Source organism: Paenibacillus sp. FSL W8-0186, from assembly GCF_037969765.1.
Taxonomy (GTDB): Bacteria; Bacillota; Bacilli; order Paenibacillales; family Paenibacillaceae; genus Fontibacillus; species Fontibacillus woosongensis.
Genome location: NZ_CP150207.1, coordinates 937,892 through 963,674, shown reverse-complemented (window position 1 = coordinate 963,674; position 25,783 = coordinate 937,892). Strand labels below are relative to the sequence as shown.

27 protein-coding genes and 1 riboswitch are annotated in these 25,783 nt (G+C 52.0%); of the genes, 6 read left to right on the top strand and 21 right to left on the bottom strand.

The window, feature by feature from the left end:
* Window positions 1-15 precede the first annotated feature (15 nt).
* The 4 genes from MKX50_RS04065 to MKX50_RS04050 all read right to left on the bottom strand — a co-directional run bounded on the left by MKX50_RS04065 (window position 16) and on the right by MKX50_RS04050 (window position 3,569).
* Entirely contained in the window at window positions 16-1,551 is a 1,536-nt protein-coding gene (locus MKX50_RS04065; protein WP_213594977.1) for an energy-coupling factor transporter ATPase, read from the bottom strand.
* A 17-nt stretch (window positions 1,552-1,568) separates the two neighbouring features.
* The gene (locus tag MKX50_RS04060; RefSeq protein WP_213595101.1) at window positions 1,569-2,114 is read right to left on the bottom strand and encodes an ECF transporter S component; all 546 of its coding nucleotides are present in this window, start codon (window positions 2,112-2,114) and stop codon (window positions 1,569-1,571) included.
* Window positions 2,115-2,241: 127 nt separating this feature from the next.
* Complete coding sequence (locus MKX50_RS04055) at window positions 2,242-3,000, bottom strand: energy-coupling factor transporter transmembrane component T (RefSeq protein WP_339158485.1); 759 nt, start codon at window positions 2,998-3,000, stop codon at window positions 2,242-2,244.
* Complete coding sequence (locus tag MKX50_RS04050) at window positions 2,994-3,569, bottom strand: GNAT family protein (protein WP_213594972.1); 576 nt, start codon at window positions 3,567-3,569, stop codon at window positions 2,994-2,996. Before MKX50_RS04050 ends, MKX50_RS04055 begins: the two co-directional genes overlap by 7 nt.
* A gap of 184 nt (window positions 3,570-3,753) precedes the next feature.
* Here MKX50_RS04050 and MKX50_RS04045 point away from each other — a divergent pair, with 184 nt between their 5' ends.
* Window positions 3,754-4,701, top strand: a complete 948-nt coding sequence (locus tag MKX50_RS04045) for an alpha/beta hydrolase (RefSeq protein WP_213594970.1) — start codon at window positions 3,754-3,756, stop codon at window positions 4,699-4,701.
* On the opposite strand, the gene MKX50_RS04040 is transcribed toward MKX50_RS04045, so the two are convergent.
* Together MKX50_RS04040 and MKX50_RS04035 are read right to left on the bottom strand one after the other, a co-directional pair.
* Complete coding sequence (locus MKX50_RS04040; protein ID WP_269058986.1) at window positions 4,602-4,823, bottom strand: aspartyl-phosphate phosphatase Spo0E family protein; 222 nt, start codon at window positions 4,821-4,823, stop codon at window positions 4,602-4,604. The two genes, MKX50_RS04045 and MKX50_RS04040, sit on opposite strands and share 100 nt — an antisense overlap.
* 236 nt (window positions 4,824-5,059) lie before the next feature.
* Window positions 5,060-7,108, bottom strand: coding sequence for a DNA mismatch repair protein MutS (locus MKX50_RS04035; RefSeq protein ID WP_213594968.1), 2,049 nt, complete (start codon window positions 7,106-7,108; stop codon window positions 5,060-5,062).
* A 526-nt stretch (window positions 7,109-7,634) separates the two neighbouring features.
* On the opposite strand from MKX50_RS04035, the gene MKX50_RS04030 reads away from it, so the two are divergent.
* Window positions 7,635-9,509, top strand: a complete 1,875-nt coding sequence (locus MKX50_RS04030; protein WP_213594966.1) for an LTA synthase family protein — start codon at window positions 7,635-7,637, stop codon at window positions 9,507-9,509.
* Between the two features lie 120 nt (window positions 9,510-9,629).
* On the opposite strand, the gene MKX50_RS04025 is transcribed toward MKX50_RS04030, so the two are convergent.
* A complete protein-coding gene (locus MKX50_RS04025) occupies window positions 9,630-10,991 on the bottom strand; it encodes an MATE family efflux transporter (RefSeq protein ID WP_213594964.1) in 1,362 nt (453 codons plus the stop codon).
* Between the two features lie 306 nt (window positions 10,992-11,297).
* Between MKX50_RS04025 and MKX50_RS04020 the strand changes: the two genes are divergently transcribed.
* The 4 genes from MKX50_RS04020 to MKX50_RS04005 all read left to right on the top strand — a co-directional run bounded on the left by MKX50_RS04020 (window position 11,298) and on the right by MKX50_RS04005 (window position 14,732).
* Complete coding sequence (locus tag MKX50_RS04020) at window positions 11,298-12,191, top strand: AraC family transcriptional regulator (RefSeq protein ID WP_213594962.1); 894 nt, start codon at window positions 11,298-11,300, stop codon at window positions 12,189-12,191.
* A 118-nt stretch (window positions 12,192-12,309) separates the two neighbouring features.
* Entirely contained in the window at window positions 12,310-13,170 is an 861-nt protein-coding gene (locus tag MKX50_RS04015) for a DegV family protein (RefSeq protein ID WP_213594960.1), read from the top strand.
* Between the two features lie 231 nt (window positions 13,171-13,401).
* On the top strand, window positions 13,402-13,809 hold the full coding sequence (locus MKX50_RS04010; RefSeq protein WP_213594959.1) for a hypothetical protein: 408 nt from the start codon (window positions 13,402-13,404) through the stop codon (window positions 13,807-13,809).
* A gap of 215 nt (window positions 13,810-14,024) precedes the next feature.
* Window positions 14,025-14,732 carry an AIM24 family protein gene (locus MKX50_RS04005; RefSeq protein ID WP_213594957.1) on the top strand — a complete coding sequence of 236 codons (708 nt, stop codon included), beginning with the start codon at window positions 14,025-14,027 and terminating at the stop codon, window positions 14,730-14,732.
* A gap of 1,151 nt (window positions 14,733-15,883) precedes the next feature.
* On the opposite strand, the gene MKX50_RS04000 is transcribed toward MKX50_RS04005, so the two are convergent.
* From MKX50_RS04000 to MKX50_RS03935, 14 genes are all read right to left on the bottom strand, one after another.
* Complete coding sequence (locus MKX50_RS04000; protein ID WP_213594955.1) at window positions 15,884-16,270, bottom strand: rhodanese-like domain-containing protein; 387 nt, start codon at window positions 16,268-16,270, stop codon at window positions 15,884-15,886.
* Window positions 16,271-16,297: 27 nt separating this feature from the next.
* Window positions 16,298-16,660 (bottom strand): rhodanese-like domain-containing protein, encoded by a 363-nt coding sequence (locus MKX50_RS03995; protein ID WP_339158484.1) that lies wholly within the window; start codon window positions 16,658-16,660, stop codon window positions 16,298-16,300.
* A gap of 103 nt (window positions 16,661-16,763) precedes the next feature.
* The gene (locus MKX50_RS03990) at window positions 16,764-17,075 is read right to left on the bottom strand and encodes a rhodanese-like domain-containing protein (RefSeq protein WP_339158483.1); all 312 of its coding nucleotides are present in this window, start codon (window positions 17,073-17,075) and stop codon (window positions 16,764-16,766) included.
* Window positions 17,076-17,116: 41 nt separating this feature from the next.
* On the bottom strand, window positions 17,117-17,383 hold the full coding sequence (locus MKX50_RS03985; protein WP_055106565.1) for a metal-sensitive transcriptional regulator: 267 nt from the start codon (window positions 17,381-17,383) through the stop codon (window positions 17,117-17,119).
* Between the two features lie 148 nt (window positions 17,384-17,531).
* Window positions 17,532-18,326 carry a sulfite exporter TauE/SafE family protein gene (locus MKX50_RS03980; protein WP_213594949.1) on the bottom strand — a complete coding sequence of 265 codons (795 nt, stop codon included), beginning with the start codon at window positions 18,324-18,326 and terminating at the stop codon, window positions 17,532-17,534.
* 318 nt (window positions 18,327-18,644) lie between these two features.
* The gene (locus MKX50_RS03975) at window positions 18,645-18,875 is read right to left on the bottom strand and encodes a sulfurtransferase TusA family protein (protein ID WP_213594947.1); all 231 of its coding nucleotides are present in this window, start codon (window positions 18,873-18,875) and stop codon (window positions 18,645-18,647) included.
* A gap of 74 nt (window positions 18,876-18,949) precedes the next feature.
* On the bottom strand, window positions 18,950-20,101 hold the full coding sequence (locus MKX50_RS03970; RefSeq protein WP_213594945.1) for an MBL fold metallo-hydrolase: 1,152 nt from the start codon (window positions 20,099-20,101) through the stop codon (window positions 18,950-18,952).
* 33 nt (window positions 20,102-20,134) lie between these two features.
* Complete coding sequence (locus tag MKX50_RS03965; protein ID WP_339158482.1) at window positions 20,135-20,530, bottom strand: DsrE/DsrF/DrsH-like family protein; 396 nt, start codon at window positions 20,528-20,530, stop codon at window positions 20,135-20,137.
* A gap of 51 nt (window positions 20,531-20,581) precedes the next feature.
* Window positions 20,582-21,178, bottom strand: a complete 597-nt coding sequence (locus MKX50_RS03960; RefSeq protein ID WP_339158481.1) for a sulfurtransferase TusA family protein — start codon at window positions 21,176-21,178, stop codon at window positions 20,582-20,584.
* Between the two features lie 256 nt (window positions 21,179-21,434).
* A complete protein-coding gene (locus MKX50_RS03955) occupies window positions 21,435-22,658 on the bottom strand; it encodes an FAD-dependent oxidoreductase (RefSeq protein ID WP_339158480.1) in 1,224 nt (407 codons plus the stop codon).
* A 32-nt stretch (window positions 22,659-22,690) separates the two neighbouring features.
* The gene (locus MKX50_RS03950; protein WP_213594939.1) at window positions 22,691-23,470 is read right to left on the bottom strand and encodes a thiazole synthase; all 780 of its coding nucleotides are present in this window, start codon (window positions 23,468-23,470) and stop codon (window positions 22,691-22,693) included.
* Between the two features lie 4 nt (window positions 23,471-23,474).
* A complete protein-coding gene (thiS, locus tag MKX50_RS03945; RefSeq protein ID WP_213594937.1) occupies window positions 23,475-23,690 on the bottom strand; it encodes a sulfur carrier protein ThiS in 216 nt (71 codons plus the stop codon).
* Entirely contained in the window at window positions 23,668-24,315 is a 648-nt protein-coding gene (gene thiE, locus MKX50_RS03940; protein ID WP_339158479.1) for a thiamine phosphate synthase, read from the bottom strand. The genes thiS and thiE overlap by 23 nt, the downstream gene beginning before the upstream one ends.
* A gap of 73 nt (window positions 24,316-24,388) precedes the next feature.
* A riboswitch (TPP riboswitch) is annotated at window positions 24,389-24,498 on the bottom strand.
* A gap of 54 nt (window positions 24,499-24,552) precedes the next feature.
* Window positions 24,553-25,758, bottom strand: coding sequence for a TraB/GumN family protein (locus MKX50_RS03935; protein ID WP_339158478.1), 1,206 nt, complete (start codon window positions 25,756-25,758; stop codon window positions 24,553-24,555).
* Between the last annotated feature and the right edge of the window lie 25 nt (window positions 25,759-25,783).

Genomic DNA, 25,783 nt, shown 5'->3' with positions numbered 1-25,783 from the left:
AAAGGAAGGAGCAGGCTACAGTTGCAGCCTGCCCCGATCCAATGTCCAAACCGATAAATTCTCGCCCGCAAAACATTCCGGCTCATGGGTAATGATAATTACAGATGCTCCCTCATTCACTGAGCGCCGGCATAATGCAGCCAGAATCCCGGCTCCCCTGTAATCCGCCCCGGCGGTGGGTTCATCCAGTATATACAGCTTCTTCGGCACCATCATCGCTGCAGCCGCACTGAGCAGACGCTTCTCCCCGCCGCTAAGCAGATACGGGGAATCATCGGCTCGCCCGGCAAGCCCGATTACCTGCAGAAGCTCCGCGGCACGTTCGATGACATGCTGCGGCAGCGGCTCCCCCGGCTTCAGGCGGAGCTGAAAGCGCGGTCCGTACAGAAGCTCCTCCAGCACCGTAGCAGCCACGAACTGGTGCTCCGGCTGCTGAAAGACATATCCGATATCTGCGGCGAGGTCGTACAGCTTCAGCTTCGCAGCGTCCTTCCCTTCCCACCATATCGTTCCACGGGGAGGAGATAGAAGGCCCATGAGCAGCCTGGACAATGTCGTCTTGCCCGAACCATTGTCCCCGCAGAGCAAGCGCCACTCCCCGGCGCCTAGCGTCAGGTTCACATCCTGCAGCACCTCCGGCCCGGCTTTGCTATAGGCAAAGGACAGGTCTTGGATCTGAAGCAGCGGCGCGCTCGCCGATTCGCGCTGGCGGCGGTAAGCTGCGGCTGGGCTTATGGCGGCGGGGGCTGCCCTTAATGGCAGCTCCCCTGCTTGCGGCAGCGCCCCTGGCGCAGCTGCCAAAGCCCCCTGCAGCAGCACGCCCAGCTCGGCCAGGCGCGTACGCTGCGTGCTCAGCAGCGCTGCCGTCGGCCCGTCGAGCGCGACTCTGCCGCCGTCCATCACAATGAGCCGCGGCGCCGCCTGCGCCAGCTCGTCAAGTCGGCCGGACACCGTAACGATCGTCCGGCCCTCCCCATGCAGCTGGCGCAGCAGAGCCAAAAACCGCCGCCGTGCTGTCGCGTCCAGACTCGCCACCGGCTCGTCGAACACGAGCACCGGCGGCGCCAGCGCCAGCACGGCCGCGATGGCCGTCCGCTGCCGTTGGCCGCCTGACAGCGCATGAACGCTGTCAGGGCGCCGCTCGGCGAGATCCACCGCGGCAAGCGCGTCCGTGACCCGTTCATCGACCCGGGCCACATCCAGGCACAAGTTCTCGGGGCCGAAGGCGACCTCGTCCTCCACCCGGCCCTGCACCAGCTGCGCATCAGGATCCTGGAACACGATCCCGATACGCTGTACCACTTCAGCAATGGTGGCCTCGGCCGGATCAAGCCCGTCCACCAGCAGAACGCCTTCGCGGCATCCCCCGCCCGCCCGCGGCAAGTAGCCGCTGAACAGCTGAGCGATCGTCGATTTCCCGCTCCCGCTGTGGCCGGTAATTGCAACCCACTCCCCGGTGCGGATTGCCAAAGTAACATTCTCTACCGCCGGCTTCCCGCCCGCCTCATAGCGAAAGGTGACGCCCTGCAGCTCCAATGCCGCATTATCCATCGCTGCCCCCAATTCCATCAGCCCTTGCTGGCAACAGCAAAGCGCCGGAGCAACCCGCTTCGAGCCAAGGCGTCTCCCAACAGCTTAGTGAGCAAGCCGCACAGCACTACGCCGCTAAGCGTGCGGACAACGAGGGCGATCAGCAGAATATTCATTCCCCACTTCGTGTATCCGTACATTTGCGCGGCGACAAAAAACCAAATCGGCACCATCGCTCCCCCCGCCAGCAGCATCACCGGCCAGCCCCAATTGCGGTATTTGAAAATCGCGAAAATCAACTCCGCAATAACCATGTAGCAGGCCGCAGCTGCAAAACATGAAACAATCCCGTAGGCGGTTCCCATGAAGGATTGAACAACCGCACCGATGCTGTATGTAATGACCGCGGTTCCCGGTTTACGAATAATATAATAAGCAAGAAGCCCGTAAATCATATATAGCCCGGTTATTGTGGAGGTCAGCACCGGTCCTCCAATACTATTCAGCGCCTGATTGACGGGAGACAAATATACCGTCATGACCGCATTTGCAGCTGCCAGCATCGCCATGAGCACGATATCCATCGTCGTAAAGGCGGCGAAGGCTGTTCTTCCTGCATTCCCTTTGTTCACTGCAATCTTCCTCTCGTTTTCTAATTGTTAACCACATACATGAATTTAGGTTAACAATCAAAATTCGTCAAGACCTTTTTTAAACAAGCATCAGAATCAACAGGGCTGCAACGCTGGCTGTGGAAACGACATAGCCGCTTACCCCCATCTCCACCTCACGAAGATACGTGCGGTTTCCATAGGCCCCAAAACCCTTGCCATCCATTGCCCCGGCGGTCTGCTGCACACGGCGAATCGCCCCGGCAAAGATCGAGAACAAATGGCTGCGCCACATTTGCATACGTTCCGACAAACCGGCAGGGGCACGTCCGCCGCGAATCCGGCGTGCAGCCCCGGAAATTTTAGCCTCAGCCTCCAGCAGGGGCAGGAACGTAAGCGCCATCGACACGCCAAACAGGAAGCGGTAAGGCAGCTTTAGACGCTGGGCCATAATGACGATAAAATCCTTGGGGTCGGTGGATTCAATATAAATAAGCGACGAGAGGAATAAAACCATCATGCGCAGCGTAATCGCCGCCCCATACAGCACCCCGCCTTCCGTAACCGGAATCGGCCCCAGACTGAAATAGGCTTGTCCTTCCGCCGCAGATATCGAGGTTAGTATAAACAGCGGCAGTCCGAAGCCGGCGATAAATAGGGCCCGCCGCCCAAGCCGCGCAGCATTCATGCCCGCTCCAGCTAAAGCCGCCGCCAGTACGAGCAGCAGCATTACAGCCTGCGGAAGCGGCCGATCGATGCTCATCGCCAGAATCGCCAGGCAGAACAGGGCGACCAGCTTGCTAAGCGGATCGAGCCGCTGCAGCGGGAATTTGCTGTCCCTGTTATGCTGCTTCACCATGCTTTCCCTCCTGAATAGTATTCCTGCCTAAGCAGCGAGAACATCAATAGATCCACGAACCCTTCCTCCGTTTTCTGGTACTGCCGCAGCAGACCTTCCTCAGTGAAATCAAAGGCTTGCAGCAGTCTTTTGGAAGCGGCATTGCGCGGATCCACCAGCGCTTCGATCCTATTCAGGCCTATCGTCTGATAGCCGTATGACAGCATCATCCGCATCGCTTCGGACATGTAGCCAAATCCCCAATATTCGCGGCCGAGATCATATCCGATTTCACCGCGGTAAGCCCCTGACAGCTCCCAAACGTTAAAACCGCAGCTGCCAATCAACTGTCCTTCCTCCTTCAGTTCGATTCCCCAGCGCAAGGTGTCCTCGCTTTCCGACAGCCCGTTAAGCAGTTGAATCATTTCCAGAGTATCCTCCACCGAAGCAAATGGCGGAACGTTCATGTATTTAACGACCTCAGGATCGCTCCAGAATAGGAACATCCGCTCCGCATCCGACTGCTCCATCCTTCTCAGGCGAAGCCTTTCGCTTTCAATGACAGGGATATGCCCCCCGCATCTGTACATCCGTAACCCTCCTTTAGTGACCCGTATATAGCTAATCACAAACAGGGATGACGAGTCAAAGATATTTTATTCCCCATATCCTTTGTAAAATTTTTGGAGCTTCTTCGATTTTCTTGGCCTCGTTTCGGTGATACTATAGTGACAAAGAGATAAAACTGGAAGGATTATAGGAGGATACCTGCACATGGTTTACACCGTATTAGTCGCTATTGTACTGGTAGTTATACTGGCTGCCAGTTTCTTGACGCGGTTTGGCTTTCGCCAAATTACGCAGATGAAATTGCAGACATACGAGAATATATTTGATTACCTGGAGAAGACAGGAATTTATTCGCGGGAGCGTTTTGAAACCCTCGACAAAAAGGAAGTGAAAGTCACCTCTCAAGACGGGCTTTCCTTGAGCGGCTACGTTCTAGACACCGATCCTGATTCGAAAAAATGGGTGATTATCGTCCATGGCTACACCGTATCTTCGCATGTATCTGCGCAGTACGTGGACATGTTCCAACAGGAGGGCTTCAACGTCCTCCTCATTGACCAGCGCCGGCACGGCAACAGCGAGGGAACATACACCACCTATGGATACCACGAAAAATACGATGTGCAGACCTGGGTCAACTGGCTGCTGGACCATTACGGCCGCGACATTACGATCGGACTGCACGGCCAATCCTTCGGCGGAGGTACCGTTCTGGAGTATCTCTCCATTGCGCATCCCAACGTCAAATTCGTAATCGCGGATTGTCCATACTCCGATTTAACGGAGCTGATGCGCTATCAATTGCAGGTACTAAACAAAATCCCCGCCTTCCCGCTCCTCTCCCTGATTGACAGGCAGCTGGAACGGAAGGCGGGGTTTAGGTTAAAACAGGTAAGTCCGCTTAAAGCGGTTGAGCAAAGCTCTCTACCCGTTATGTTCGTGCATGGTACGGAAGACCGGTATGTACCTACCCACATGAGTAAAGATCTCTATGAACATAAGCCGGAGCCCAAAAGATTGCTGCTTGTGGATGGAGCAGTGCATGCGGACGCCTACAGCGTCGATCCGAAACGGTATTCGGAGGAAGTGCATTCCTTTATCCGCGAAGCGCTGGCTACTCCAGCCGCAAAATCTTGTCTGCCAAGCATTTGATTCTGAGCTTGTACGATATATTTATCGAGGCGCTGGCTTAATTCCAGCACCGCTTCACTGCTAAAATTGCTATTTCCAGCAGCATTCATTAACTCCGCTCGCAGGTGCTCGATGGTGTCCATCAGTTCCCCGCTGACTTTGGGGCGATTGGTGGTCCGGCCCATGCTCTTCAGTGCCTCGTAAGCCATAAGTTCACCTTCTCTCTACTGGTCTACACCATCATAACTCATGATGACAAAAAACATATATTGAAAAATAGAAAAATATTAACAGTATTTGTCGATCTTTAGGAGACGAAGGAGGCCAGGGGAAGCATCATCCCCTGGCCTTTCAATTTCAATACCCTATGTTTGAATCGTTAATCATCCTCCGGCCGGCGGACAATCTCCAGTCCCTCCACATGCCTCTTCCGCATCAGTTTGCTTTTCTTCCTGTTCTCCTTCGTCTCAAAGACAATATCCATATCATAGTCTTCCGGATACAGCTCCTCCTTCTTGATATACGGCTTCAGGCGCTTCCTGTTCACTTTGCACTTCTGCTTTTGAATCATGACGCCGACCTGTCCCCGGCTATCCTCTGCTGCGAAGACGATGCCAATTTTACCGTATGCGGTAACCCACACAGCGTCCCCAACTTCAAACACGGGGCGTTGCGGTTCTTCAGCAGCGGTTTCATCTGAGGAGAATTTGCCAATTGCGCTACGACTTTTTTCCGCATATCCGTCATTTGTCTCGCGCCGGTCTTCCTCTTCTGCTGCTTCAAAATTCGTATACCCGTCCTCAAGGTGCTCTATCTCTGCTTCGGATTCTCTCTTTATATTTTTGTTACACGGCCGGTATTCCTGTCCATCTAGCAATTCCCCAGCTGATGCAGCGCCACCCTGCCGAGCCGCCATTTCCCTTGCACGCTCAATAATGCCGGAATAGATTCCGAGGTTGCTGGCGATTTCGATCGCATAGCTCTGTCCCGCCTGGCCAATCGTCAGGCGATACAGCGGCATCAGTGTCTCCGGGTCAAATTCCATTCGCGCATTCTGGAAGCCTTCTGTATGCGAAGCGAACGTCTTCAGCTCGTTAAAATGCGTCGTAACCAGGACAGTCGCCCCCCTGCGGCTAAGCTCCTCAAGAATCGCCACCGATAAAGCGATGCCCTCTCCAGGGTCGGTTCCCGCGGCCAGCTCATCGATCAGCAGCAGCGCATCCGGACCCGCTTCTTGTATCATATGGACGAGACTGCGGATTTGCGCGGAGAAGGTGCTTAAGGACTGCTCTAAATTTTGGCCATCGCCGATCACAGCCATAATGCGGTTGTAAATGGCAAAGCTGCTATTGGCATTCACAGGGACAAGCAGGCCCGATTGCACCATTAATGCGAGCAGACCGAAGGTTTTCAGCACCACGGTTTTGCCGCCCGTGTTCGGACCGGTAATAATAAGCGTCCTGTAGGCAGAGCCGATTTCCAGATCCAGGGGAACCATCGTTTTGAGCAGATGCGGATGCCGGGCTCCGGTAATTCTGCTGGCTCCATTTTCACTGATCCGAACCGCCGTCCCCCCGATGGCAACGGCATATTTCGCTTTGGCGAAAATGAAGTCATACGTCCCCGTGATCTCAATATTTTGCGACAGTTCGTGGGCCCCTCTCTCTACAAGCTCTGTCAAATATCCCAGTATTTTCGCTTCCTCACGCGCCTCGTCTCCTGCCAGCACCTCCAGCTCGGCCTGCAGCGATGCGACTTCATCCGGCTCCACGAACACTGTCTGCCCGCTCGTAGATTGATCCAGCGTCCTTCCCTTGACCTGCTTGTAGTAATCCTTCTTTACAGGGATCACATACCGTCCGCCCCGCATGCTGACCAGATTTTCTTGCAAAATGGAAGCATGCCTGGACATGACCGCCTGCAGCTTCTTCTGGATTTTCTCTTTCAGCATTCCCATCCTCCGGCGAATTCGATCCAGGTCGCGGCTCGCCCCATCGAGAATGGCGCCATGGCGGATGCAGCGCAGTATTTCCTGCTGAAGCTGGGCCATCTCATACAGTGAAGCGGCATATAAGCCAATCCGCGGCGCGAGCGCTCCTTTGGAGGCCATGTACTTCTTGAGCTGGCCGCAACTGTGCAGAAACGTCTGAATCGCGGTAAAATCCTTCTCCGTGAACAGATAACCTGTACCGAGCAAGGACATGACCGTATCAATGCCCTCCAGCGAAGGCAGCGGAACGCTTGCCCCCGTCAAGAGCAGCTCCTTGGCTTCCGCCGTCTCCTCGATCGCCTGCTCGATTTGCGCTCTCCGTTCCATCGGAACCAGCTTTTGAATGCGCAGCCGCCCTTCATAGGAGACCGCGTAGCTGGCCATTTCCTCCTTAATGCTCTCGTATTCCAGCATGCCGAGTGTAAATTGTTCCACCATTGTGTCAACCTCCGTTTCTTTCCCGTTCATGATTTGCACAACAAAAAAAGGGCGTAAGAATGCACATAGCGCATCCTTAGCCCTTGATTCCTCGCTGCTATACCTTCCGAAAACAAAAAAACCGCGCTGAACTACAGCACGGGATTCATCCTCGATAGATACAAACAGCAAAAAGGCGCTGTATGATGTCCTGCGTGTTCTTAACTAAATACCAGACTGCAATTTGGGTGCACGAAACCTGGCGCACGCTGCGACAGCAACGGCACTTCTTCCGTTCGATTACAGTCCATATGGAATTTATTAGTTAAGAACGGCCACCAACATCAAAATCTCTCCTTTTGCGAGGTTAATTCTAATTTACCAGCTATTACGGCCCGTAGTCAATGACCAGCCGCTTTCAGCGACATTTTCATCTCCCTGTAATATGAGGTATTATATTAAAGTATTTATACACTATGTTAACGGATTGTAATCGGCATGCAGCCGACTTGCACTTCCGTCTATATTTTGAAAGGAAGGGAACAAGGTGTCCTTAGTACATCGCATTCGTCGAATCCATACGAAGCCGTTTGTTTTTTTCTCCGTTATCATGATTTTGAAAATCTATATTGCTTGGCTCGCCATCTTCGACGGGGTACAGCCCTGGGGGCCGCTGCTGAAGGAAATCCCGTTTATTTGGGTTGCGTTCATGCTGATCGAATGGTTCTCGTCCAAGCGCAAAATCGGGATTTATCTCGCCGTTAATTTCGTGATTACGGCCGTTCTGTTCGCGGCGATTATGTACTACAAATATTACGGCGTATTGGTTACTTATCACGCGCTGCAGCAGGTCAATCAGGTCACCGCGGTCAAGAACAGCGTATTCTCCTTGCTTGACCCTTATTATCTGTTTATTTTCCTTGACATCGTACTGCTTGGTTTCTGGCTGATGCGCAAAAAACGCGCCCACAAGCTCAAAAGCTTCTTCAACCTGGGCCGGGTCCGGGGAAGTGTGGCAGCCGTTATTTTTGCCGTCTCCTTTGCGCTTTGCATCTTTAATATTTGGCCGAATCGAGCCAGCATGAACGAAATCAAGCAGGCCGAGCAAATGGGAATTCTTAATTACGAAACCTACGTGATTTTCAAAAGCAAGGATTCCGAGCTCACCGATAAGAAAGAAATTACGCAAGCCAAAATCGATCAGATTAAGGGCGTTACCGCTCCGGTTGCGGAGCCTGCTCATTTTGGGGCAGCCCAGGGCAAGAATGTGATCATCATTCAAATGGAATCGTTCCAGAATTTCCTGATCGATTTCAAGCTGGGCGGCCGGGAAGTGACTCCAACGATGAACAAGCTCGCCAAGGAAAATACTTATTTCAAGCATTTCTATCAAATGGTCGGGCAAGGCAACACTTCTGATGCCGAATTCGTGGTGAACACGTCCTTCTATATTCCTTACAACGAAGCGGCTACGCAGAATTACGCCTACAAACAGCTCCCAAGTCTGCCGAAGCTGCTGAAAGACCAGGGCTACGATACGGCCACCTTCCATACGAATGTAGTTGACTTCTGGAACCGCCGTGCGTTGTACGAAGCGCTCGGATTTGACCGCTTCTATGATAAAACGTTCTTCGGAAGCGAGGATACGGTCTTCTTCGGCCCATCCGATGATGTGCTGTACAAGAAAACAGCCGATGAAATTCAAAAAATGCATGATGCAGATCGTCCGTTTTACGCTCAGGTGATCTCCATGACCGCACACCATCCGTTCACCCTGCCGGAGGAGAAGCGCTTATTCCCGCTCCCTGAACGGTATCAGGACAACATGGTCGGCGACTATATTCAGGCGCAAAATTACGCAGATCGAGCGTTGGGCGAATTTATCGACGATCTGAAGCAGCGGGGCATCTGGGACGACAGCATCGTTATCATTTATGGCGACCATCTCGGGCTGCCGATGTACTCCCTGGACAAACAAGGCCTGGAACTGATGAAGGAAATCTACGGCAAAGAATACAGCTATATCGACATGATTAACATTCCGCTGATCATTTCGGCGCCTAACGTTTCCGAGCCGGCAGTCGTCAATACGATCGGCGGTCAGGTCGACGTATTGCCAACCTTGGCGAATCTGCTCGGCCTATCACTGAACCAGCATATCCATTTTGGCCAGGATCTGTTTAACCAGACCTATAACCTTTTGCCGCAGCGCTACTATTTGCCTTCCGGGTCATTCCTGAATGATAAAGCTTTGTTCGTGCCAGGCATCGAGTATCAGGACGGAATCCATTTCCCTTATGACGGTAACGGATCTCAGGCTGCGCAAAATTTATCTACGCAAAAAGAGTATGACCGCGCGCTGCAGCTGCTGCATCTGTCCGACAGCTACGTGCGTCAGCTACCAGACGTTCCTGCAGAATAACTTGAACAAGCGGGCGATGCTTTCCCCCCTTACTGATAAAACACAATAAGCGGCTGCACATTCGTGTGCGCCGCTTATTGTGTTGTGCAGACTATTATGCATTCCAAAGCTTGCCCGCATTTAGGCTGCCTGAAGCTCTGCTTCTTTCATCCGCAAAAATTTCCGGTTTCGCCAGCGGACGTAACAGAAGATACTTCGGATATATTCGTCCGCGATCATGCAGCCGTAAATGGCAACGATCCCCCAGCCGAGCGAAATCCCAAGCAGGTACGAGCAGCCGGTAGCCACGACCCACATGACCGTCAGCGACACGTACATCGTATACCTCGTATCCCCCACAGCATTCAGTGCATTCCCCAGCGTCATATTCAGAACCTTGGCCGGCTGCAGCGCCAGATTCAGCCAGAGCAGCGCTCCGCATATCAGCAATATCCCTTCGTCCTGCGTAAACAGTCCCAATATATGCTTGCCGAACAGCACCAGGAGCCAGGTATTGATAATCACCAGCGGCAGTCCTGCCGACAATGAGCGGTATACGGCCTTGTAAGCCTCCTTCGTCCGGCCTGCTCCGTACAGATGGGCAATTTGTATCTGTACGGCAAGAGCGAGGGAGAAGCCAAGCAGGAAGCAGAAGGTTTCCAAAGTACTCATGTACGTCCTCGCCGCCAGCTCCATGGAGCCGAGCGTAGCTATGAAAGAGTAAATAACTAGCTGCGAGAACACCCAGCTGCCCGAGTTGACTCCAAGCGGCCAGCCGATGACAAGTACCTCCTTGAATAGCTTGCGGTCAAACAGGGAGATGTCGCGAATGCCGATTCTCCGTTCGAAGGCCACCAGGAAAATAAGGAACAGCATCACCGTTGCCAGCAAACGGCTCGTCACTGTGGAAATCGCCACCCCGGTCAGGCCGAGCTGCGGAAATCCAAGCTCTCCGAAAATAAAGCCATAGTTCATCACAATATGGATGATATTCATCGCTACGGCGATGTACATCGGCCCCTTCGTATTGCCGGTGTTGCGAATCGCGGTGCTTAGCGCAGACATCAGCGCGGTCAGGATCATTCCACCGCCGACAATCGAGATGTACGGTATAGCTAGCGGCATCAGTTCCTCAGGCAGCTGCAGCATTCTCGCGATAGGGCCGGGAACAGCCACGAGCATCAGGCTCAGGCCCAGGCCGATCAATGCCGTCACTTTTACCGAAATGACAGCGACTGTTCTGGCGTCTTCCTCGCGCCTTGAGCCAAGCTTCTGGGCGATGACGATCCCGGCTCCGCTCGCGACGGTAGCAAACAGCGTCGTTAACGCATTAAACAGCTGATTGGAGAAGCCGACAACCGCTACGGCGTCATCTGAGATTCGGCTCACCATTAGCGTATCGACGGCGCCCAGCAGGAATTGCAGGAACATTTCAATGAAGATCGGCCAGGTCAGAACCCAAAGGCCAAATTTATCTTTCTCTCTACTCCGTATATTTTTCATTATTACAACCTCCAGTATGGCGGAGAAGATATCAACCATCCGTAATATAACTTGTAAAAGCCGTTATAAAAGTCCTGTTTCGCTTTCGGACGGGGGTTCGCATTTAGCTGGCGCAGGCTTCCAGCCGCAGCGTTCCTCCGTTCCTTCAAAAGCAATCCAGGATGCAGATGCCTGACAATCATACTTTTTAACTAACTTTTAGCATGAGACACATTATAGATGTTATATTGGAATGGATGTATCACTCAACCAACTGAATCTTTAAATATTCAAACCTGAATGCAATTGTACTAGGAGGTAGTTCGCATGTCTGTCATTCAATTTACGGTTCCTCCCCTGCCCCATTATATCGCCAGCGGCCTGTCCCTGCTGAGTGCGGGACAAAAGCATCCCAGCCGACAAAATATCGATGTGTTCGATCTTCTTCTCGTCGACAAAGGCTGCCTCTACATGGGCGAGGAAGGTCGCAGCTATGAAGTCAGCGAAGGGCATGCGCTTATTTTGCGGCCGGACAGCTATCACTATGCGGTAGCCGACTGCAAGGAGGATACGCTGTATCATTGGGTTCACTTTCAAACGAGCTCCAGCTGGTCCATCGAGACGGAGAGGTGCGGCGAGCATTTCTGCTCAGGCGATGATCGTCCGGGATATATGCCGGCATCGGCTTTTTCGACATGGACGTTCAGTGTGCCGGTCCCCCAATTTACGAAGGTGGTGCAGCCGCAGAAGCTGAGCGACACCATTACGGAGCTGACCGATCTGAACCGGAGCCTGCATATCTCCGGCGCCAAGCTGCGCCAGCAAACGCTGTTTCAGGAAGTGATCTCCCTTTTGTCCGCCTCCATCGGCATGAATGGACCGTCCCCGCAATCGATTTGCGCGGAGCGGGCCGCCTCGTATCTAAGGGAGCATTACAAGGAACAGTTCTCAGCCAAGCGGCTCGGCGAGAGCATCAACTTTCATCCGGTCTATATCGCCCGCTGCATGCAGAAGGTCTTCGGCTGCTCGCCTGCAGCCTACCTGCAGCGCTACCGAATCGAGCAGTCCAAGCTGCTGCTGCTGCAAAGCAATTACACGGTAGAGCGGATCGCTGAGGAGGTGGGGTTTAACCATCCCGCCTATTTTACCGCCAGTTTTACCAAAATAGAGGGGCTGTCGCCCCGCAAGTATCGTCAGCGCTTTGCCTGGATTAATCAGTAGTGGCTTTAACGATAATATGTGACACGAGTCTTTGCTATAGCTGATCAACTCTACTATAATTCAAGTAGGTCTCTGCTATGATTCATTATGACCAAAACCTATTACTGGGGGAAATACGTTGACACAAGTTAAAATATTCGCGGACAGTATTTCTGACGTACCGAACTCTTGGATCGAACAGCATGATATCGGTATCGTTCCGCTATATGTTGTGTTCGGTGAAACCGCTTATAAGGACAAGCTTGAAATCACCACAACCGACATTTACCGCAGGGTGGATGAAGGCGGAGAGCTGCCCGGGACGGCGGCGCCTTCGCCGGCTGATTTTGTCACAGCCTTCGCGCCCTGCATCGAGCAAGGACAGGACATCGTATTTATCAGCATGTCCTCGAAGCTCTCTTCCACCTATCAGAACGCGCTTATTGCTGCAGAGGAATTCCCGGCTGGACGTGTAAGTGTCGTCGACTCGATGCATGTATCCGGCGGCGTCGCGCTCCTTGTCATCAAAGCGGCTTTGGCGGCAAAGGACGGCGCCAGTCCGCAGCAGATCGTCGAGCTCGTTGAGGAGTGGCGCGAACGCGTCGAGATGGAAGTGCTTGTTGACAGCCTTGATTATTTGCACAGGGGCGGCCGTGTCTCCAGCGTTCAGCATATGATCGGCAGCCTGCTCAAAATTCGCCCCGTGCTGCGAATCAAGGACGGCTTCGTCATTTCCGCCGATAAATATAGAGGCAAAACGGAGAAGGCTGTTCAGCGGATGCTGCAGCATCTCCTCGACAATTTTCACAAGATCGATCGTGATTTAATTATCGTGGCCCAGACGCTTGCCGAGAAAGCTGCGGGTTACATCCGGACAACGCTGCTGGAGCAGACGGATGCAAAAGAAGTGGCCATTATCGAAGGCGGCTGCGCAATTTCCTGCCATTGCGGCCCGCGTACCGTTGCCATTATGTACATGCGCAAAGCTGTCCATGCCTAGTATTCGCTTGGCGGATTTTGTGGAACTTTGCTGAATTTGATAGTGCCTTGATGGACCGCTGTTTTCCCGGTTTGATTGTAATGGCCGGTAAATAGCGGTCTTTTTGCTATAATAGTACTCGAAGCGAAGCTGCTTCGACATTGCATATGGAAACTTTTCGAGCAAATACTACGTAATATCTCATAATGAGGACTCCAATTTTGAACGGATGACACCGGAGGTGAAAAGAGAATGAAGCAAGGTTTAGTGCGCATCGTCTCCGTCGTATTGGCAGCTGTTTTTTTCGCCGGATTAACCTATGCCTCCCGCGCCGAGGCGGGATATTTCGACGATTTCTTCAAAGGTGTTAAGGTGCTGTCCGAGCTCCCTAATGATATCAATGAAATAAAAGAAAACTATCAGGTCACCCTGGACAAGCTGGAGGAAGCGCAGGGGACATTGGAAGCCTACCGTCAGCAGAACGAAGAGCTCATGGCCAGCAACAGGGAGTTGGCCGCAACGGTATCTGCTTTGACCGAAGCCCAGGAAGTCCGCGATGCCAAAGCCCGCAAAACGCGGATCATGCTGATTACGGGCGCCGCTCTTCTTGCAGGTTATTTCATTCTCCTTCGGGTGATTCGCGTTGTGTTGCGGAGATAAATCCCCAGAGAGTACCGGGCTGGCAGACCTCAGGAGATACACTGTTTTATGTTCAAAAAGAATGGGAACGGATGCTGATATAGCGGTCTAAGGGGGTTAATTTTGTAAAACCTTGCAGTTAAGAAGCGCGGTTCTGAGAGGCTTGGGTATCCGGTTGTAGAACTGCTTAAACCTGCTTTTTCGCAAGGGCTTGAGGGGAGAAAGGGGGAACACGGTTGAACATTGAGTATAATAACGAATCCGCTCTGCTGGCCGGGCAGGCGGTTACCTTTCATTTACAAGACGGGGAGATCGCCCATGTGCTGCATCCGGGGCAAATTATCGCCTTTCGGGGAGCGAGCAGCCTGCGGAGCGACAAGCTGATGAACATGAAAGGAATGTACCGGAAACGCAAGCTGATCCGTGCGGATATCCAGGGCCCCTGCCAATTCGTAGCCTCCCTCCCTCCTTCTGTTACGATGAAGCCGATTGCGCTTACAGCCGGGAGTGATTTGCTGTACGATTTCAAGCATTTGTTTTTTTATACTGAAGGCGTACAAATGGAAACCCGGATTCTCAGCATGAAAAACATGATGATCACCCGCGATGCAATCAAGATGAAATTCTCGGGGGAAGGCCATATCGGAATCCTGACGCAAGGCCAGGTACTGGAACTGCCGCTTGATCCCGTGGAGCCGATCTACGTGGAGGCAGGCAGCGTCATCGCTTACCCAGAGAACGCCAAACTGGAGCTATCCGTTTACGGTAATCATCTCGCCAGCCAGCATATGCGCTACCAGTGGAAGATGACCGGACGCGGCCATGTTCTCATCCAGGCCGGCTCTGGCAACCGCGAGCTGGAACGCGACTTGCAGAACGAAGATGGCATCGTGAAGCGCTTCTTGCGCGAGGCCATCCCCTTCGGCGGTGTCTTTATCAAGTAAGAGGCTCAGACGGACGGGTGAGCTGCTCTAACAAGCTCTGGCCAAGCCGGTCAATGGCTGTTCAGTACCGTCGGTTTTTGCCTTGGGGCACTAGTTTCAGAGAGTTGTTCGTAAGCACTGAAGACGGAGTAAGAACCACGAACAAGGCTGTTGAAAAGAAACTGAGCAGTCGCTGGGCTTGAGTAAATTTAGAAACTGTACTGGAGTAACTGAGCATCGTAAACGTGGTTTGAGTAGCTGGAGTAACTGAGCATCGTGAACGTGGTTTGAGTAGCTAAAGTAACTGAGCATCGTGAACGTGGTTTGAGTAACTGGAGTTGCCGAGCATCGTGAACGTGGTTTGAGTAACTGGAGTAACTGAGCATCGTGAACGTGGTTTGAGTAACTGGAGTAACTGAGCATCGTGAACGTGGTTTGAGTAACTGGAGTAACTGAGCATCGTGAACGTGGTTTGAGTAACTGGAGTAACTGAGCATCGTGAACGTGGTTTGAGTAACTGGAGTAACTGAGCATCGTGAACGTGGTTTGAGTAACTGGAGTAACTGGAGTAACTGAGCATCGTGAACGTGGTTTGAGTAACTGGAGTAACTGAGCATCGTGAACGTGGTTTGAGTAACTGGAGTAACTGTTGCAGATGTAACTATAATGGGAACGGCCTCTAGGTTACAGATGAGCTTGGCGAATGCTAACGGACATGAGATCCGCTATTCGTGAGGATATACCCGTTTGACATAGCCTAACGGACAGAGAGGCACCTATTTGCCACAAACCTCCTCATTTCCATTCCATTTTAGCGATATAGCGGAACCTGTGTCCGTTGAGCTTAGTTTTTTCTGCTTTTTCGCCGAATAGCGGTACTACGGTCCGTTGGCCATCACGGACAGTTGGTTGACCCAACCCAGCCGCTTTCGTTAGCCATCTCAATGATTAGTACTAGCTGCATTAGCCATCCGCAGCCGCTAGCATTGCCATTTAGAGAGGGATTGCGGCAGCTCCAATGATGAGGAGCCGGTTAAGCCATAGCATGCTGATACAGCCATAGCGTGCCGGTGTTGCTGGCTCTCTGGATCCATTATCACCAGCAAAAACAAGGCTAGGAAAGTCCCTGATCCGGGAAATCCCTAGCCCTTTTCACTGCCACGCCGGTAAATCTACTTCGTGATCTTGCCTCTCCAGGCGCTAATTCCCCCGGCAAGGTGGAACAGCTTGCTGTAGCCGTTTTTGCCAAGGATTCGAGCCGCGTTCTTGCTGCGCATCCCGCTCTGGCAATAGAGCAAAAGGTCTTTATCCTGCGGAATTTCGCCAAGCCGCCCTTGCAGCTGAGAGAGCGGAATGTTCTTCGCGCCGGGAATATGTCCTCTTCTGTATTCGCCCGTTTCCCGGACGTCGATGAGTATCGAGTCTTTAGAGCTCTGCATTTTATTTCTAAACTGCTCCTCGCGGAGTGTCTTCAAACCGGGAGCAGGCCGTAAACGGGTATATGCGAACCAAACAACTAATAGAATGAATAAAATATTGATTAGTGTACCTGTCTCCATAATGGTTAACCACGCTTTCGCTGCTTATTACGCACAGAAGTGCCCACGGACAGCGTATATTCGCCGGAAGCCCCGGCTTTTTAATAGGCGCGCCGCCCGCTTGCTCTTAATGTTGCTGTCTGAGAGAATCAGGATCGGCTCACTCGGGGACAGTTCGTTGCTCCAAACGAAAGGAAGACGACCGATCGAAATGTTAATCGCCCCTTGTACGTGGCATTCCCGGTAGAACACCTCATCCCGGACATCGAGCATCCTCGTCTCTTCCGGCAGCTCTGATGCGTTATGCAGAATGCTCGCGTCGACATAGGCCAGCCCTTTTACAGGCAGCAAATTGCGAAGCAGCACGTATGCCAGACCGGCTATGATTAAAGCAATGAACCACATGAGCATTTCTTCCTCCCAAACTCTATAGCTATTACTAAACTTGATATCCAAGGTAAAGCGGTGTCGGCTAACCTACCCATTATCCTTCACTCGCCTAAACACATCTGGCTTAGACCAACTCGTCTTCCCAAGCCAGCAGCCCGCCGGTCATGTTGACGACATTGAAGCCCTTCTCCTCCAGCAGCTCGCAGGCTAGTCCGCTGCGGTTGCCGCTGTGGCAAATTACGATAAGCTCCTCGTCCGCATCCAGTTCACCCAGTCTCTCCAAGATTTGTCCAAGCGGAATATGCTTTGCTCCCTCAATATGGCCTGCCGCCCATTCTTCCGGTTCACGGACGTCCAGCATCTTGACCGCCTCGCCCTTCTTCAAGCGTGCGGATAGCTCTTGCGGCGAAATTTCCTTGCTTACTTGTCCTGCCATCGTAATCTCTCTCCTGTCTATTTTAGAAAGTATCTGAATTATTACCGGCTTTTGACCAGCAGCTCGATCGCTTCCTTCACGACTTTATCGGTGTTTCCGCCTGCCGATTGCTCCTCCAGAATGCACTGCTGCAAATTTTCGGCTACGATTTGGGCGATAGCCCGGTCCGACGCATTGCGGACGGCTGACAGCTGGCTTACCACTTCCTTGCAGGATTTCCCTTCATCCATCAAACGCAGGACTCCCCGCACTTGTCCTTCTATTCTTCTCAGGCGCCGTTTTAAATCCTCGTTATAATTGTAGTCCATTAGGGTTCACTCCGTTTCATTCACTTAACCTATACACCTAAGGGTATATTATTCGAAAATAACAGCCAGCGCAATCATCAACCGCAATCCAGCTGAGGAAATACCCCCCATAAATCATTCAGCGAATGAAATAATGTGAATTCAAGCCTTACAATATCGACATCCACACCTTAATGGCGGTCAATGCGATTAAAACAATAAGCCCATACCGCAAATATTTGACGTTCATTCTCGCACTGAGCCATGAACCAAACGGCGCGCCAAGCAGGCTGCCGATAACGGTGAACAGCGTAGCTTCCCAGGGGATAGCCGCTGTAGTCAATTTGCCGGCTACACCGCCGACGGCTGAAATAAACACGATGGCCAAGGAAGAAGCAATGGTAATGCGGGTCGGAATTTTCATGACCGTCAGCATGACAGGGATTAGAATAAATGCGCCGCCGGCACCAACGATTCCCGACACGATGCCGACCAGAAACGATATAATAACAGCGAACGCCCGATTAAATACAATAGGCTGGCCAGCCGCTTCCCCTTCTTTGCCTTTGCTTGGGATCAGCATCAGAATAACCGCAATGATGGCCAGCACCCCGTAAATGATGTTGATGATCCTGCCGTCCAGGTATCCGGACACAAGCCCCCCGGCGAGGCTCCCGATCAAAATCCCGGCGCCCATATATACAACAAGGCCTTTATGAATGACGGCCGCTTGATTTTTGCTGTTTTTGAGATACGTCAGCACGCCGGCAAGCGAGGCAAAGAACACCTGAAACATACTGATCGAAGAGACTTCCTGACCCGTAAAATTCGCAACGCCAAACGCCGAAGGAACGAAAAGCAATAGTGGAAACGAAACGATCGCTCCGCCTATTCCGAGCAGCCCCGAAAAGAAGGAACCAATTAATCCGAGCATTAGCATGACGATGAATAACAGAAAATCCATAGCTCCCTCCTTTCCGATTGCTTTACCGAAGCCTGTCTCCCAACATTTATGGCTGTACGAATTGAAAATAATAAGTTATACTCAAAACCAAGTAAACTTATATGAAAAAGGTGAAGTCATATGCTAAAAACGCTTCGCTCCCTCTTCGCCAATCGCTGTCCTCAATGCCAGCGGACTATGCAATCCCGGCAGGATAGCCTGCACGTGCTAAAGTACTGTCCGCAAGGCCACTATAAAGAAGAGACTTATGCCACCCTCGGCGTGCGCATCGTCTACGATTCGAAATAAAATCAGCGGACAAAGCCGTGTTCGCTGATTTTATTTATTTTTTTTCACCAGAAAAGTGTAGACGCCGTCCTTCTCTGAATGCTTCAGCAGTTCGTGATTCGTTTGCTTAACCCAAGCCTGAAAATCATTCAGGGAGCCCTTGTCCGTAGAGATGACTTCCATAATTTCACCGGGATTGAGCTCATCTAACGCTTTCTTTGCTTTTACGATCGGCATAGGACACATCAATCCTGTTGTATCGACTTTTTTGTTGCTTTCCACTGGTACATGACCTCCTAATGATCAATGAATGAATTGTGTTACTGCATCATCGCGGTTCTCCGCAGGTTCGCGGGTTATTTATCATGCACGGCACAGCGGTTCGGACCGATCTCCATTTCACGCTGCTGCTCTTCATCCGGATGTATTTTGCCCATATTGGTCTGGCGGATTTCCTGATAGGAGTTTGGGTGCTGTGGTAAATTTTCGGTAACCATCCGTCTGAATTCGGCTTCGGCAGTAATTTGCAAGCCAGGATTGCGCTCATAGAGATCCCCGAGCCGTGCGGAGACAGCTCCGTCCTTCCCCAGCTCCGTTATCTTGCCAAAATGGGCAGGAAGTACGATCAATTCATCCGGTAACGATTTATAGCGTTCATGCAAGGTAGTATACAGATCCCCCACCCAATCCTCTGCTTTGCCAGCCAAGTCCGGGCGTCCAATTGATTCGACGAACAGAATATCGCCGGTCAGCAAATACCGGTTATCTATGATGAAGGAAGTACTGCCGATTGTGTGTCCCGGGGAATACACCGGCTGAATTTCGATTTTAGTATTTCCCACGGTGACGACTTTTCCTTCCTCCAGCTGCTCGTAATCAAACGTTACTTCTTCCGCATCCTTTGGAGGAAGCCAGTACGTTCCTCCCGTCTGCTCCGCCAGCTTACGGCCTCCAGAGATATGGTCTGCATGCAGGTGCGTGTCCAGCACATACTTGATCGCTGCACCTTGCTCTGCGGCAAAGGCCGAGTATACGTCAATCATTCTTGCCGCATCAATCACCGCGGCTTCCCCTGCAGAAACGGCCATGTAGGACAGACAGCCTTTGCCGATTCGCACGAATTGGTACAACGAGCCGCCATCCTGCAGCTTGCCGATCAGCACGGGCTCCAAGTGCTCGCTCCATGCCTTCATCCCGCCTTCCAAATAATACACACGTCTTTTACCCGCTTCCACGAGCTGCTCCGCTACGAACTTGGAGGAGCCTTCCTTGGCACAGACGACGAGTACGTCTTTGTCCTCCGGCAGCTGTTCCAAGGCAGCGTCCACGCCTTCCAGCAAATCAAAATAAGGGATGTTGATCAGCTCAATGCTCTCTCCTTCGATTTGCCAATCGGCTGCGTCGCTGTCGTTGCGGACATCGAGAATGAATAATGGCTCTTTGTTCAGAACCCGCCGGGTCAACTCGCCGGCCGTCATTGTTTGCAATGGTGAAGTTGTTGCTGACATTCGAGTTATCCCCTTTCGATAATGAATCGTTAATTAAAAGGACAAAGAAACATTTGCATCCTTCGCAAAATCGAGAAACGTTACAGCCCCTCCGACTTCAATGCCGTCGACGAAATCTTCTTTGTGCAGGTTCATAATATCCATCGTCATCTGGCAGGCGATCAATTTCACGCCCAGTTCCTGGGCCATGCTGACCAACTCCGGAATAGAAGGAACATTCGCATTCTTGAAGCCCTCGGCAAAATGTTCTTTCCCAGCCGGCAGCGGCAATTGCTGATTCCCTTGCTTGTGGATCAGGTTGAGCCCTTCAAACGTGAAAAAGATGGCTACCTCAGCTTCCGTTGCCGCCGAAGCCGTGGCAATATTGAATACTTTGTATGCGTCGAATAAACCGCCGTTGCTTGCAATAATCGCTACTTTTGTTGACATAGTAATACCTCCATGAATGTAGTGTTATCAAATTTTAAAAAATGGTGCGGGTTACTCCTCAATTGCCTGTTCCATAGGCCCTTTCCAATCCGTCATCCCCGGTGTTACATTCTTCACCTGCTTGAAGCCTTTATTGGCAAGCAGTTGGCAAGCCAGGTCGCTGCGGCTGCCGCTCCGGCACACCACATAGATTTCCTCGTCCGGATTCAGTTCACCCGCACGCAACTCCAGTTCTCCCAGCGGAATAGATCTCGCACCAGTAATGTGGCCGAAGGCATATTCCGCTGGCTCGCGCACATCCAGAATCGTGATGGCATCCTTCGCTGCGATTTTGGCCTGCAGATCTTCATTCGAAGCGACATAGGGGTGCTTCTGCTCCGCTTTGATCTCGTCGGGACGCGATCTGCGAAGATAATGCCTGAGAACGTTATTCTCTTCAATCGTGCCTAAATATTGATGACCTGTATTTTTGGCCCAGCCTTGAATATCTGCCAGCGAACCGCGGTCAGTGGCCTGTACCTCGATCACTTGGCCAGGAATCAACTCATCCATGGCCTTCTTGGTTTTTACTATGGGCATCGGACACGAAAGTCCTTTACAGTCCAGCGTTTTATCGACTTGCAGCTTCTGCACTTGTGGTTCAGACAATTCGATTCCTCCCTTTCATCATGATTTAATAACTTTCCAAACGAGCCTAATTTTGATTCATCGCTTCACACATAATACATATACCCCTATGGGTATAAATCTTAAAGCAGAATCTTTACGTTGTCAACCAAGATTGTCAAAAGCTTGGGGCGGTAATAATAGCCAAGACAAAAAACCTCTTCTTGCGAAAGGCGATGCCGCCCCCAAGAAGAGGTTTTTCACTTGCAATTGCTTCCGATTTTCTAATTGCTGCGTTTTAGCGCATCATCATATGATTGAATCTATCCGGCGCAAACGCCGGATAATAGCTGGGCAATTTCAGGCCATCGATGACATCCGCCACGATTTTGGCCGTAATCGGGCTGAGCAAAATCCCGTTGCGATAATGGCCAGCCGCCAACACAATCTGGTCCGAAGCTTCGAGGGTCCCCAGCAAAGGACGGCCATCCTGGGTGGAAGGACGCAGTCCGGCCCATTGGTGAAAGGGGATTTCCCCTTCCAGAGAAGGAAACAGCCGTTTATTCCATTTGCGCAGCCGCTCGATGCCCTTCTCCGTTACCGAAGTATCGAAGCCAGCAATATCCTCGGATGCGCCGCATACGACGGTACCGTTATTTTTGGCGACCACGTATCCTTGATTGTTGAACACCATACCCCTCACCGTATGCCCGGTGTTATCGTAAGCGCATATTTGCCCGCGGATCGGATAAATCGGAAGGGGAAGCGCAATTGTTCCGGAAAGTTCCTGGGCCCAAGCGCCGGAGCATACAATTAAGCGATCTGCCGGGAATTTCCGGCCATCCTTGGATTGCAAGACGATCTCGCGGCGCAGAGACTCCGGCTGCTCCTGCAGCAGTCCGAACAGCTGTCCTTGACCCTGCGCCAGTGGTGCTTGCGTTGGCTCCGGCATTTTACCAGGTCCTGGCAGCCAATCGACAATGTCCACGCTCTCCAAATGCTCGAAAATGCGCACGCCCATATTCCGGCAAACCTGCTCTAACGCCTGCACATAATGCGGCGCATAAATATGGCTCTCCTCGGGTGTATATAATGCCGCTTTGACTTCGCTGGAGATCCCCGGCTCGATCCGCCGGAGCTCCTCCCCTTCGACAATCCGGCCGGAGGAACCGAATTCCCGCTGCCAGAGCAGCCGGCCCTCCAAGGCCAAAATATCCGCTTCATGGTATACCGCATAAAGGCTGCCAGAGTTGGCATATTCAAAGGCTTCTCCTGACATCTGCCTGATCTCCGCTTGCCATGCGGGATACAGCCGCAGGCTGTCCAGGCACAGTCGAAAGAATTCGTCCGGCTCCTCCAGGTTTTCGGAATATGGCGCCAGCATACCTGCGGCTGCTCCCGAGGCTTGACCGCCGCACTTGCCGATTTCCAGCAGAGTTATGTTATGCCCCCGCTTCCGCAATTCAAAGGCGCAGGACAATCCGATAACGCCGCCGCCCATAATAACTATATTCTGCATCATGCTATCGCTCCCAGGCGCCATTTTTCATAGGGCTATTTCAAAATAAACTGTTCCAGGCCACTGCTCGCGGAAGCATACTTCTTCCGGGCAATTCGTCCGGATAAATAAGCTAGCCGTCCCGCCTCTATCGCGTGCTTCATGGCGGCCGCCATCATGACTGGATCCTTCGCCTTGGCCACCGGAGTGTTCATAAGTACCCCGTCTACGCCTAGTTCCATCGCTTTCGTCACGTCACTGGCCGTCCCAAGCCCGGCATCCACGATAACGGGCACGCCCGCTTCTTCTACAATTAGGCCTAAATTGTAAGGATTTAATATGCCGAGCCCCGTGCCGATCGGCGCTGCTCCCGGCATGATCGCAGCTGCCCCGGCTTCTTCCAGCCGGCGGCAGATGACCGGATCGTCCGAAATATAAGGAAGCACCGTAAATCCTTCTTTGACCAGCATTTCCGTCGCCTTAAGCGTCTCAATCGGATCAGGCAGCAGCGTCTTCGCGTCCGCGCTGATCTCAACCTTGATCCAGTCGCTGAGACCGGAGGCTCTGGCAAGCCGCGCAATCCGGACCGCTTCCTCGGCCGTGCTTGCGCCTGATGTGTTCGGCAAATATTGAAAGGCGCCATCCTCGATATGCTGCAATATGGAATCATCCTCTACCGCATCGAGATTAATGCGCCGAATAGCAAACGTGAGCACTTCCGCCCCGGAAGCTTTAATCGCTTCCTTCTGTACGAACGGGTTGGGAAACAGCCCTGTGCCAATAAAGAACCGCGACGACAGCGAGCGGCCGCCGATACGCAATGCATCATCCCGCATCCGCTTAACCCCCTCCCACAAAATGAACCAGCTCGATGACCATCCCTGAAGACACCGTTGTATCCACCCACTGCTCGGGGGTCAAAATCACACCGTCCGCTTCTACGATAACCGGCTTGCCCGTCAAGCCGAAATGGGCGATTACATCCTGAACGGTTCCCGCCTGCAAGCTCTGCATAACACCATTCACCTTCAGCTCAACGCTGTGCGTATTTCCCATGAGCCGTTCCCCCTTGCTCTAATTTGCGAATAAAAGCCTCGCATGTCCCTCTTACGTCCGGATTGCCTACAATTTCGGTCACCGCGCAGATTCGCGTTGCCCCGGCAGCGATCACTTCATCCGCATTGTGCAGCTTGATGCCGCCGATCGCTACGAACGGAATGCGAATTTTCTCAGCTACCTCGCGAACATAGGAAAGCGTTACTGGTGCTGCACCCGCCTTCGTAGCCGTCGGATATACAGGACCAACGCCGATATAGTCCGCTCCCTGCTGTTCTGCCAGCAGCGCCTCCTCGATCGCATGCGTGGAAATGCCGATGATTTTGCCGCCGACCAGCTCCCTGGCCACGGAAAGCGGTGTGTCGCCCTGGCCCAGATGAATGCCGTCCGCATCTACCTCAAGCGCAATATCAATATAGTCGTTGACGATAAAAGGGACATCATACCTGCGGGTCAATTCGCGAAGCCGCTTTGCCTTCTCCAGCACGGCTTCCCGATCGCTGTGCTTGTCCCGAAGCTGCACGATATCTGCACCGCCAAGAATAGCCTCCTCCATCACTTCGGCAAGCTCCCTGCCGGGATGGCTTCTTTCATCGGTAATAGCGTACAAACGAAAATCTCTCATCTGCCAACTCTACCTCCGTTTTGTATTTACCGGCTGCAGGACACAAAAAAGCCATTCGAGAATACACGAATGGCTTTAAATTCGATATGTTCTCTACGCCAGCATTACCTGGATCAGATTAACGGTCCGGAACATCAGGTTCCAATCTCAGCCGGACTTTATCCAGCACCCGCACTCCATATTCAGTTACTTTCACTATAACTTACCTTAATAGCCTTGGCAAGATTATCCGAACGCTCATTTGCGAACGACGGAATAGCCTTTATCCTGCAACAACTGAACGATGCCGTCTTTGCCGGCGAAATGCGCGGCGCCAACCACAATGAAATATTCCGCTTTCTTGTCGCTTTTCAGGTATCCATCGATTTTATCGGCCATAACGATATTCCGGTCTGTCAGCATCGCTTTGTAATACTCCGGATCCTCGATCATGCTCTCGGTGAACTCAAGCAGTTTCTGATCATCCCCTGATTTCCACATATCGGCCATATCGTCCACAAGTTCAGCCGAAACATCGAAGTTGTCCAAGGCGGTATTTAGGTTTTTCTCCTGTAATTCGCTGGAGAACCCGTCGAGCATGCTCAGCTGGGACTCGTAGGTTTCCAGTTCCAACACCGGCAGCTTGCGTTCTATGGCTTTCTGGATGAAATACAGGTCGATTCCGGCAGAGGCTTCATAACCTGACTGCATCGATTTAAGCGTGCTGATGGTACTCTCGACGACCCATGGCTTGAAGACATCAAAGGCGTTTGGCTCCAGGCCGTTCTGCTGCAAAATATCCTGAAGCTTTGCATATGTCTCCTTGGACACATGATCCTTCAAAGTCGTACCGTCCTGATACATTCCCACATCCAAGATCAGCTTCTGATTGGCTTCATCAGCAGCCTTGCTAAGGTCAATTTCTACCCCCAAATAATCCGCTTCGGCAAAAGCATCCTCGAATTCCGAACGCAGCGGATAAAAGCTGTCGTCCGCAATATGCATCGATCCTACCAGATAGACCGTATTACCGCCATGTTTGACTTCCCACATGAAGCCGCGGGCACCTTCTCCCGTTGCTTCGGAGATAAGAAACACTGTGCGGGATTGCTGATCCCAATGCACCTTATAACCTGCCGCTTCGCCGACGATTCTAATCGGCGCGTACGTCTCGCCGTTAATCAGCTCTGTCCTGCTGTTCAGCACAATCTCCTTGCCGTCCATTACGACATGAATCGTACTATCCTGTACATCGCTTAATTGAACATTCATTGCTTGAAGCGTTGATCTCAGCGGCACCATCGTAGTTCCTTGATCAACAATAGGCGCATTTGTTGCGAATTCAACGTTTTGGTTGTTGATCTTGACCGAAGCTGGCTGTGGAGCAGCCATAGCCGGGGCCGCCGCAGCAAGCAAGCCTACAGAAATAAAGAGGGATAAGAGCGATCGTTTCCAATTTTTCATGTTCATCTTCTCCTTTGTTTTCAAT

What these genes read in the sequence shown, in the direction of transcription:
- MKX50_RS04065 (WP_213594977.1), bottom strand. Translation starts at nt 1,551, where the DNA reads ATGGATAATGCGGCATTGGAGCTGCAGGGCGTCACCTTTCGCTATGAG.
- MKX50_RS04060 (WP_213595101.1), bottom strand. Translation starts at nt 2,114, where the DNA reads ATGGATATCGTGCTCATGGCGATGCTGGCAGCTGCAAATGCGGTCATG.
- MKX50_RS04055 (WP_339158485.1), bottom strand. Translation starts at nt 3,000, where the DNA reads ATGGTGAAGCAGCATAACAGGGACAGCAAATTCCCGCTGCAGCGGCTC.
- MKX50_RS04050 (WP_213594972.1), bottom strand. Translation starts at nt 3,569, where the DNA reads ATGTACAGATGCGGGGGGCATATCCCTGTCATTGAAAGCGAAAGGCTT.
- MKX50_RS04045 (WP_213594970.1), top strand. Translation starts at nt 3,754, where the DNA reads ATGGTTTACACCGTATTAGTCGCTATTGTACTGGTAGTTATACTGGCT.
- MKX50_RS04040 (WP_269058986.1), bottom strand. Translation starts at nt 4,823, where the DNA reads ATGGACACCATCGAGCACCTGCGAGCGGAGTTAATGAATGCTGCTGGA.
- MKX50_RS04035 (WP_213594968.1), bottom strand. Translation starts at nt 7,108, where the DNA reads ATGGTGGAACAATTTACACTCGGCATGCTGGAATACGAGAGCATTAAG.
- MKX50_RS04025 (WP_213594964.1), bottom strand. Translation starts at nt 10,991, where the DNA reads ATGAAAAATATACGGAGTAGAGAGAAAGATAAATTTGGCCTTTGGGTT.
- MKX50_RS04020 (WP_213594962.1), top strand. Translation starts at nt 11,298, where the DNA reads ATGTCTGTCATTCAATTTACGGTTCCTCCCCTGCCCCATTATATCGCC.
- MKX50_RS04010 (WP_213594959.1), top strand. Translation starts at nt 13,402, where the DNA reads ATGAAGCAAGGTTTAGTGCGCATCGTCTCCGTCGTATTGGCAGCTGTT.
- MKX50_RS04000 (WP_213594955.1), bottom strand. Translation starts at nt 16,270, where the DNA reads ATGGAGACAGGTACACTAATCAATATTTTATTCATTCTATTAGTTGTT.
- MKX50_RS03995 (WP_339158484.1), bottom strand. Translation starts at nt 16,660, where the DNA reads ATGCTCATGTGGTTCATTGCTTTAATCATAGCCGGTCTGGCATACGTG.
- MKX50_RS03990 (WP_339158483.1), bottom strand. Translation starts at nt 17,075, where the DNA reads ATGGCAGGACAAGTAAGCAAGGAAATTTCGCCGCAAGAGCTATCCGCA.
- MKX50_RS03985 (WP_055106565.1), bottom strand. Translation starts at nt 17,383, where the DNA reads ATGGACTACAATTATAACGAGGATTTAAAACGGCGCCTGAGAAGAATA.
- MKX50_RS03980 (WP_213594949.1), bottom strand. Translation starts at nt 18,326, where the DNA reads ATGGATTTTCTGTTATTCATCGTCATGCTAATGCTCGGATTAATTGGT.
- MKX50_RS03970 (WP_213594945.1), bottom strand. Translation starts at nt 20,101, where the DNA reads ATGTCAGCAACAACTTCACCATTGCAAACAATGACGGCCGGCGAGTTG.
- MKX50_RS03965 (WP_339158482.1), bottom strand. Translation starts at nt 20,530, where the DNA reads ATGTCAACAAAAGTAGCGATTATTGCAAGCAACGGCGGTTTATTCGAC.
- MKX50_RS03955 (WP_339158480.1), bottom strand. Translation starts at nt 22,658, where the DNA reads ATGATGCAGAATATAGTTATTATGGGCGGCGGCGTTATCGGATTGTCC.
- MKX50_RS03950 (WP_213594939.1), bottom strand. Translation starts at nt 23,470, where the DNA reads ATGCGGGATGATGCATTGCGTATCGGCGGCCGCTCGCTGTCGTCGCGG.
- thiS (WP_213594937.1), bottom strand. Translation starts at nt 23,690, where the DNA reads ATGGGAAATACGCACAGCGTTGAGCTGAAGGTGAATGGTGTTATGCAG.
- thiE (WP_339158479.1), bottom strand. Translation starts at nt 24,315, where the DNA reads ATGAGAGATTTTCGTTTGTACGCTATTACCGATGAAAGAAGCCATCCC.
- MKX50_RS03935 (WP_339158478.1), bottom strand. Translation starts at nt 25,758, where the DNA reads ATGAAAAATTGGAAACGATCGCTCTTATCCCTCTTTATTTCTGTAGGC.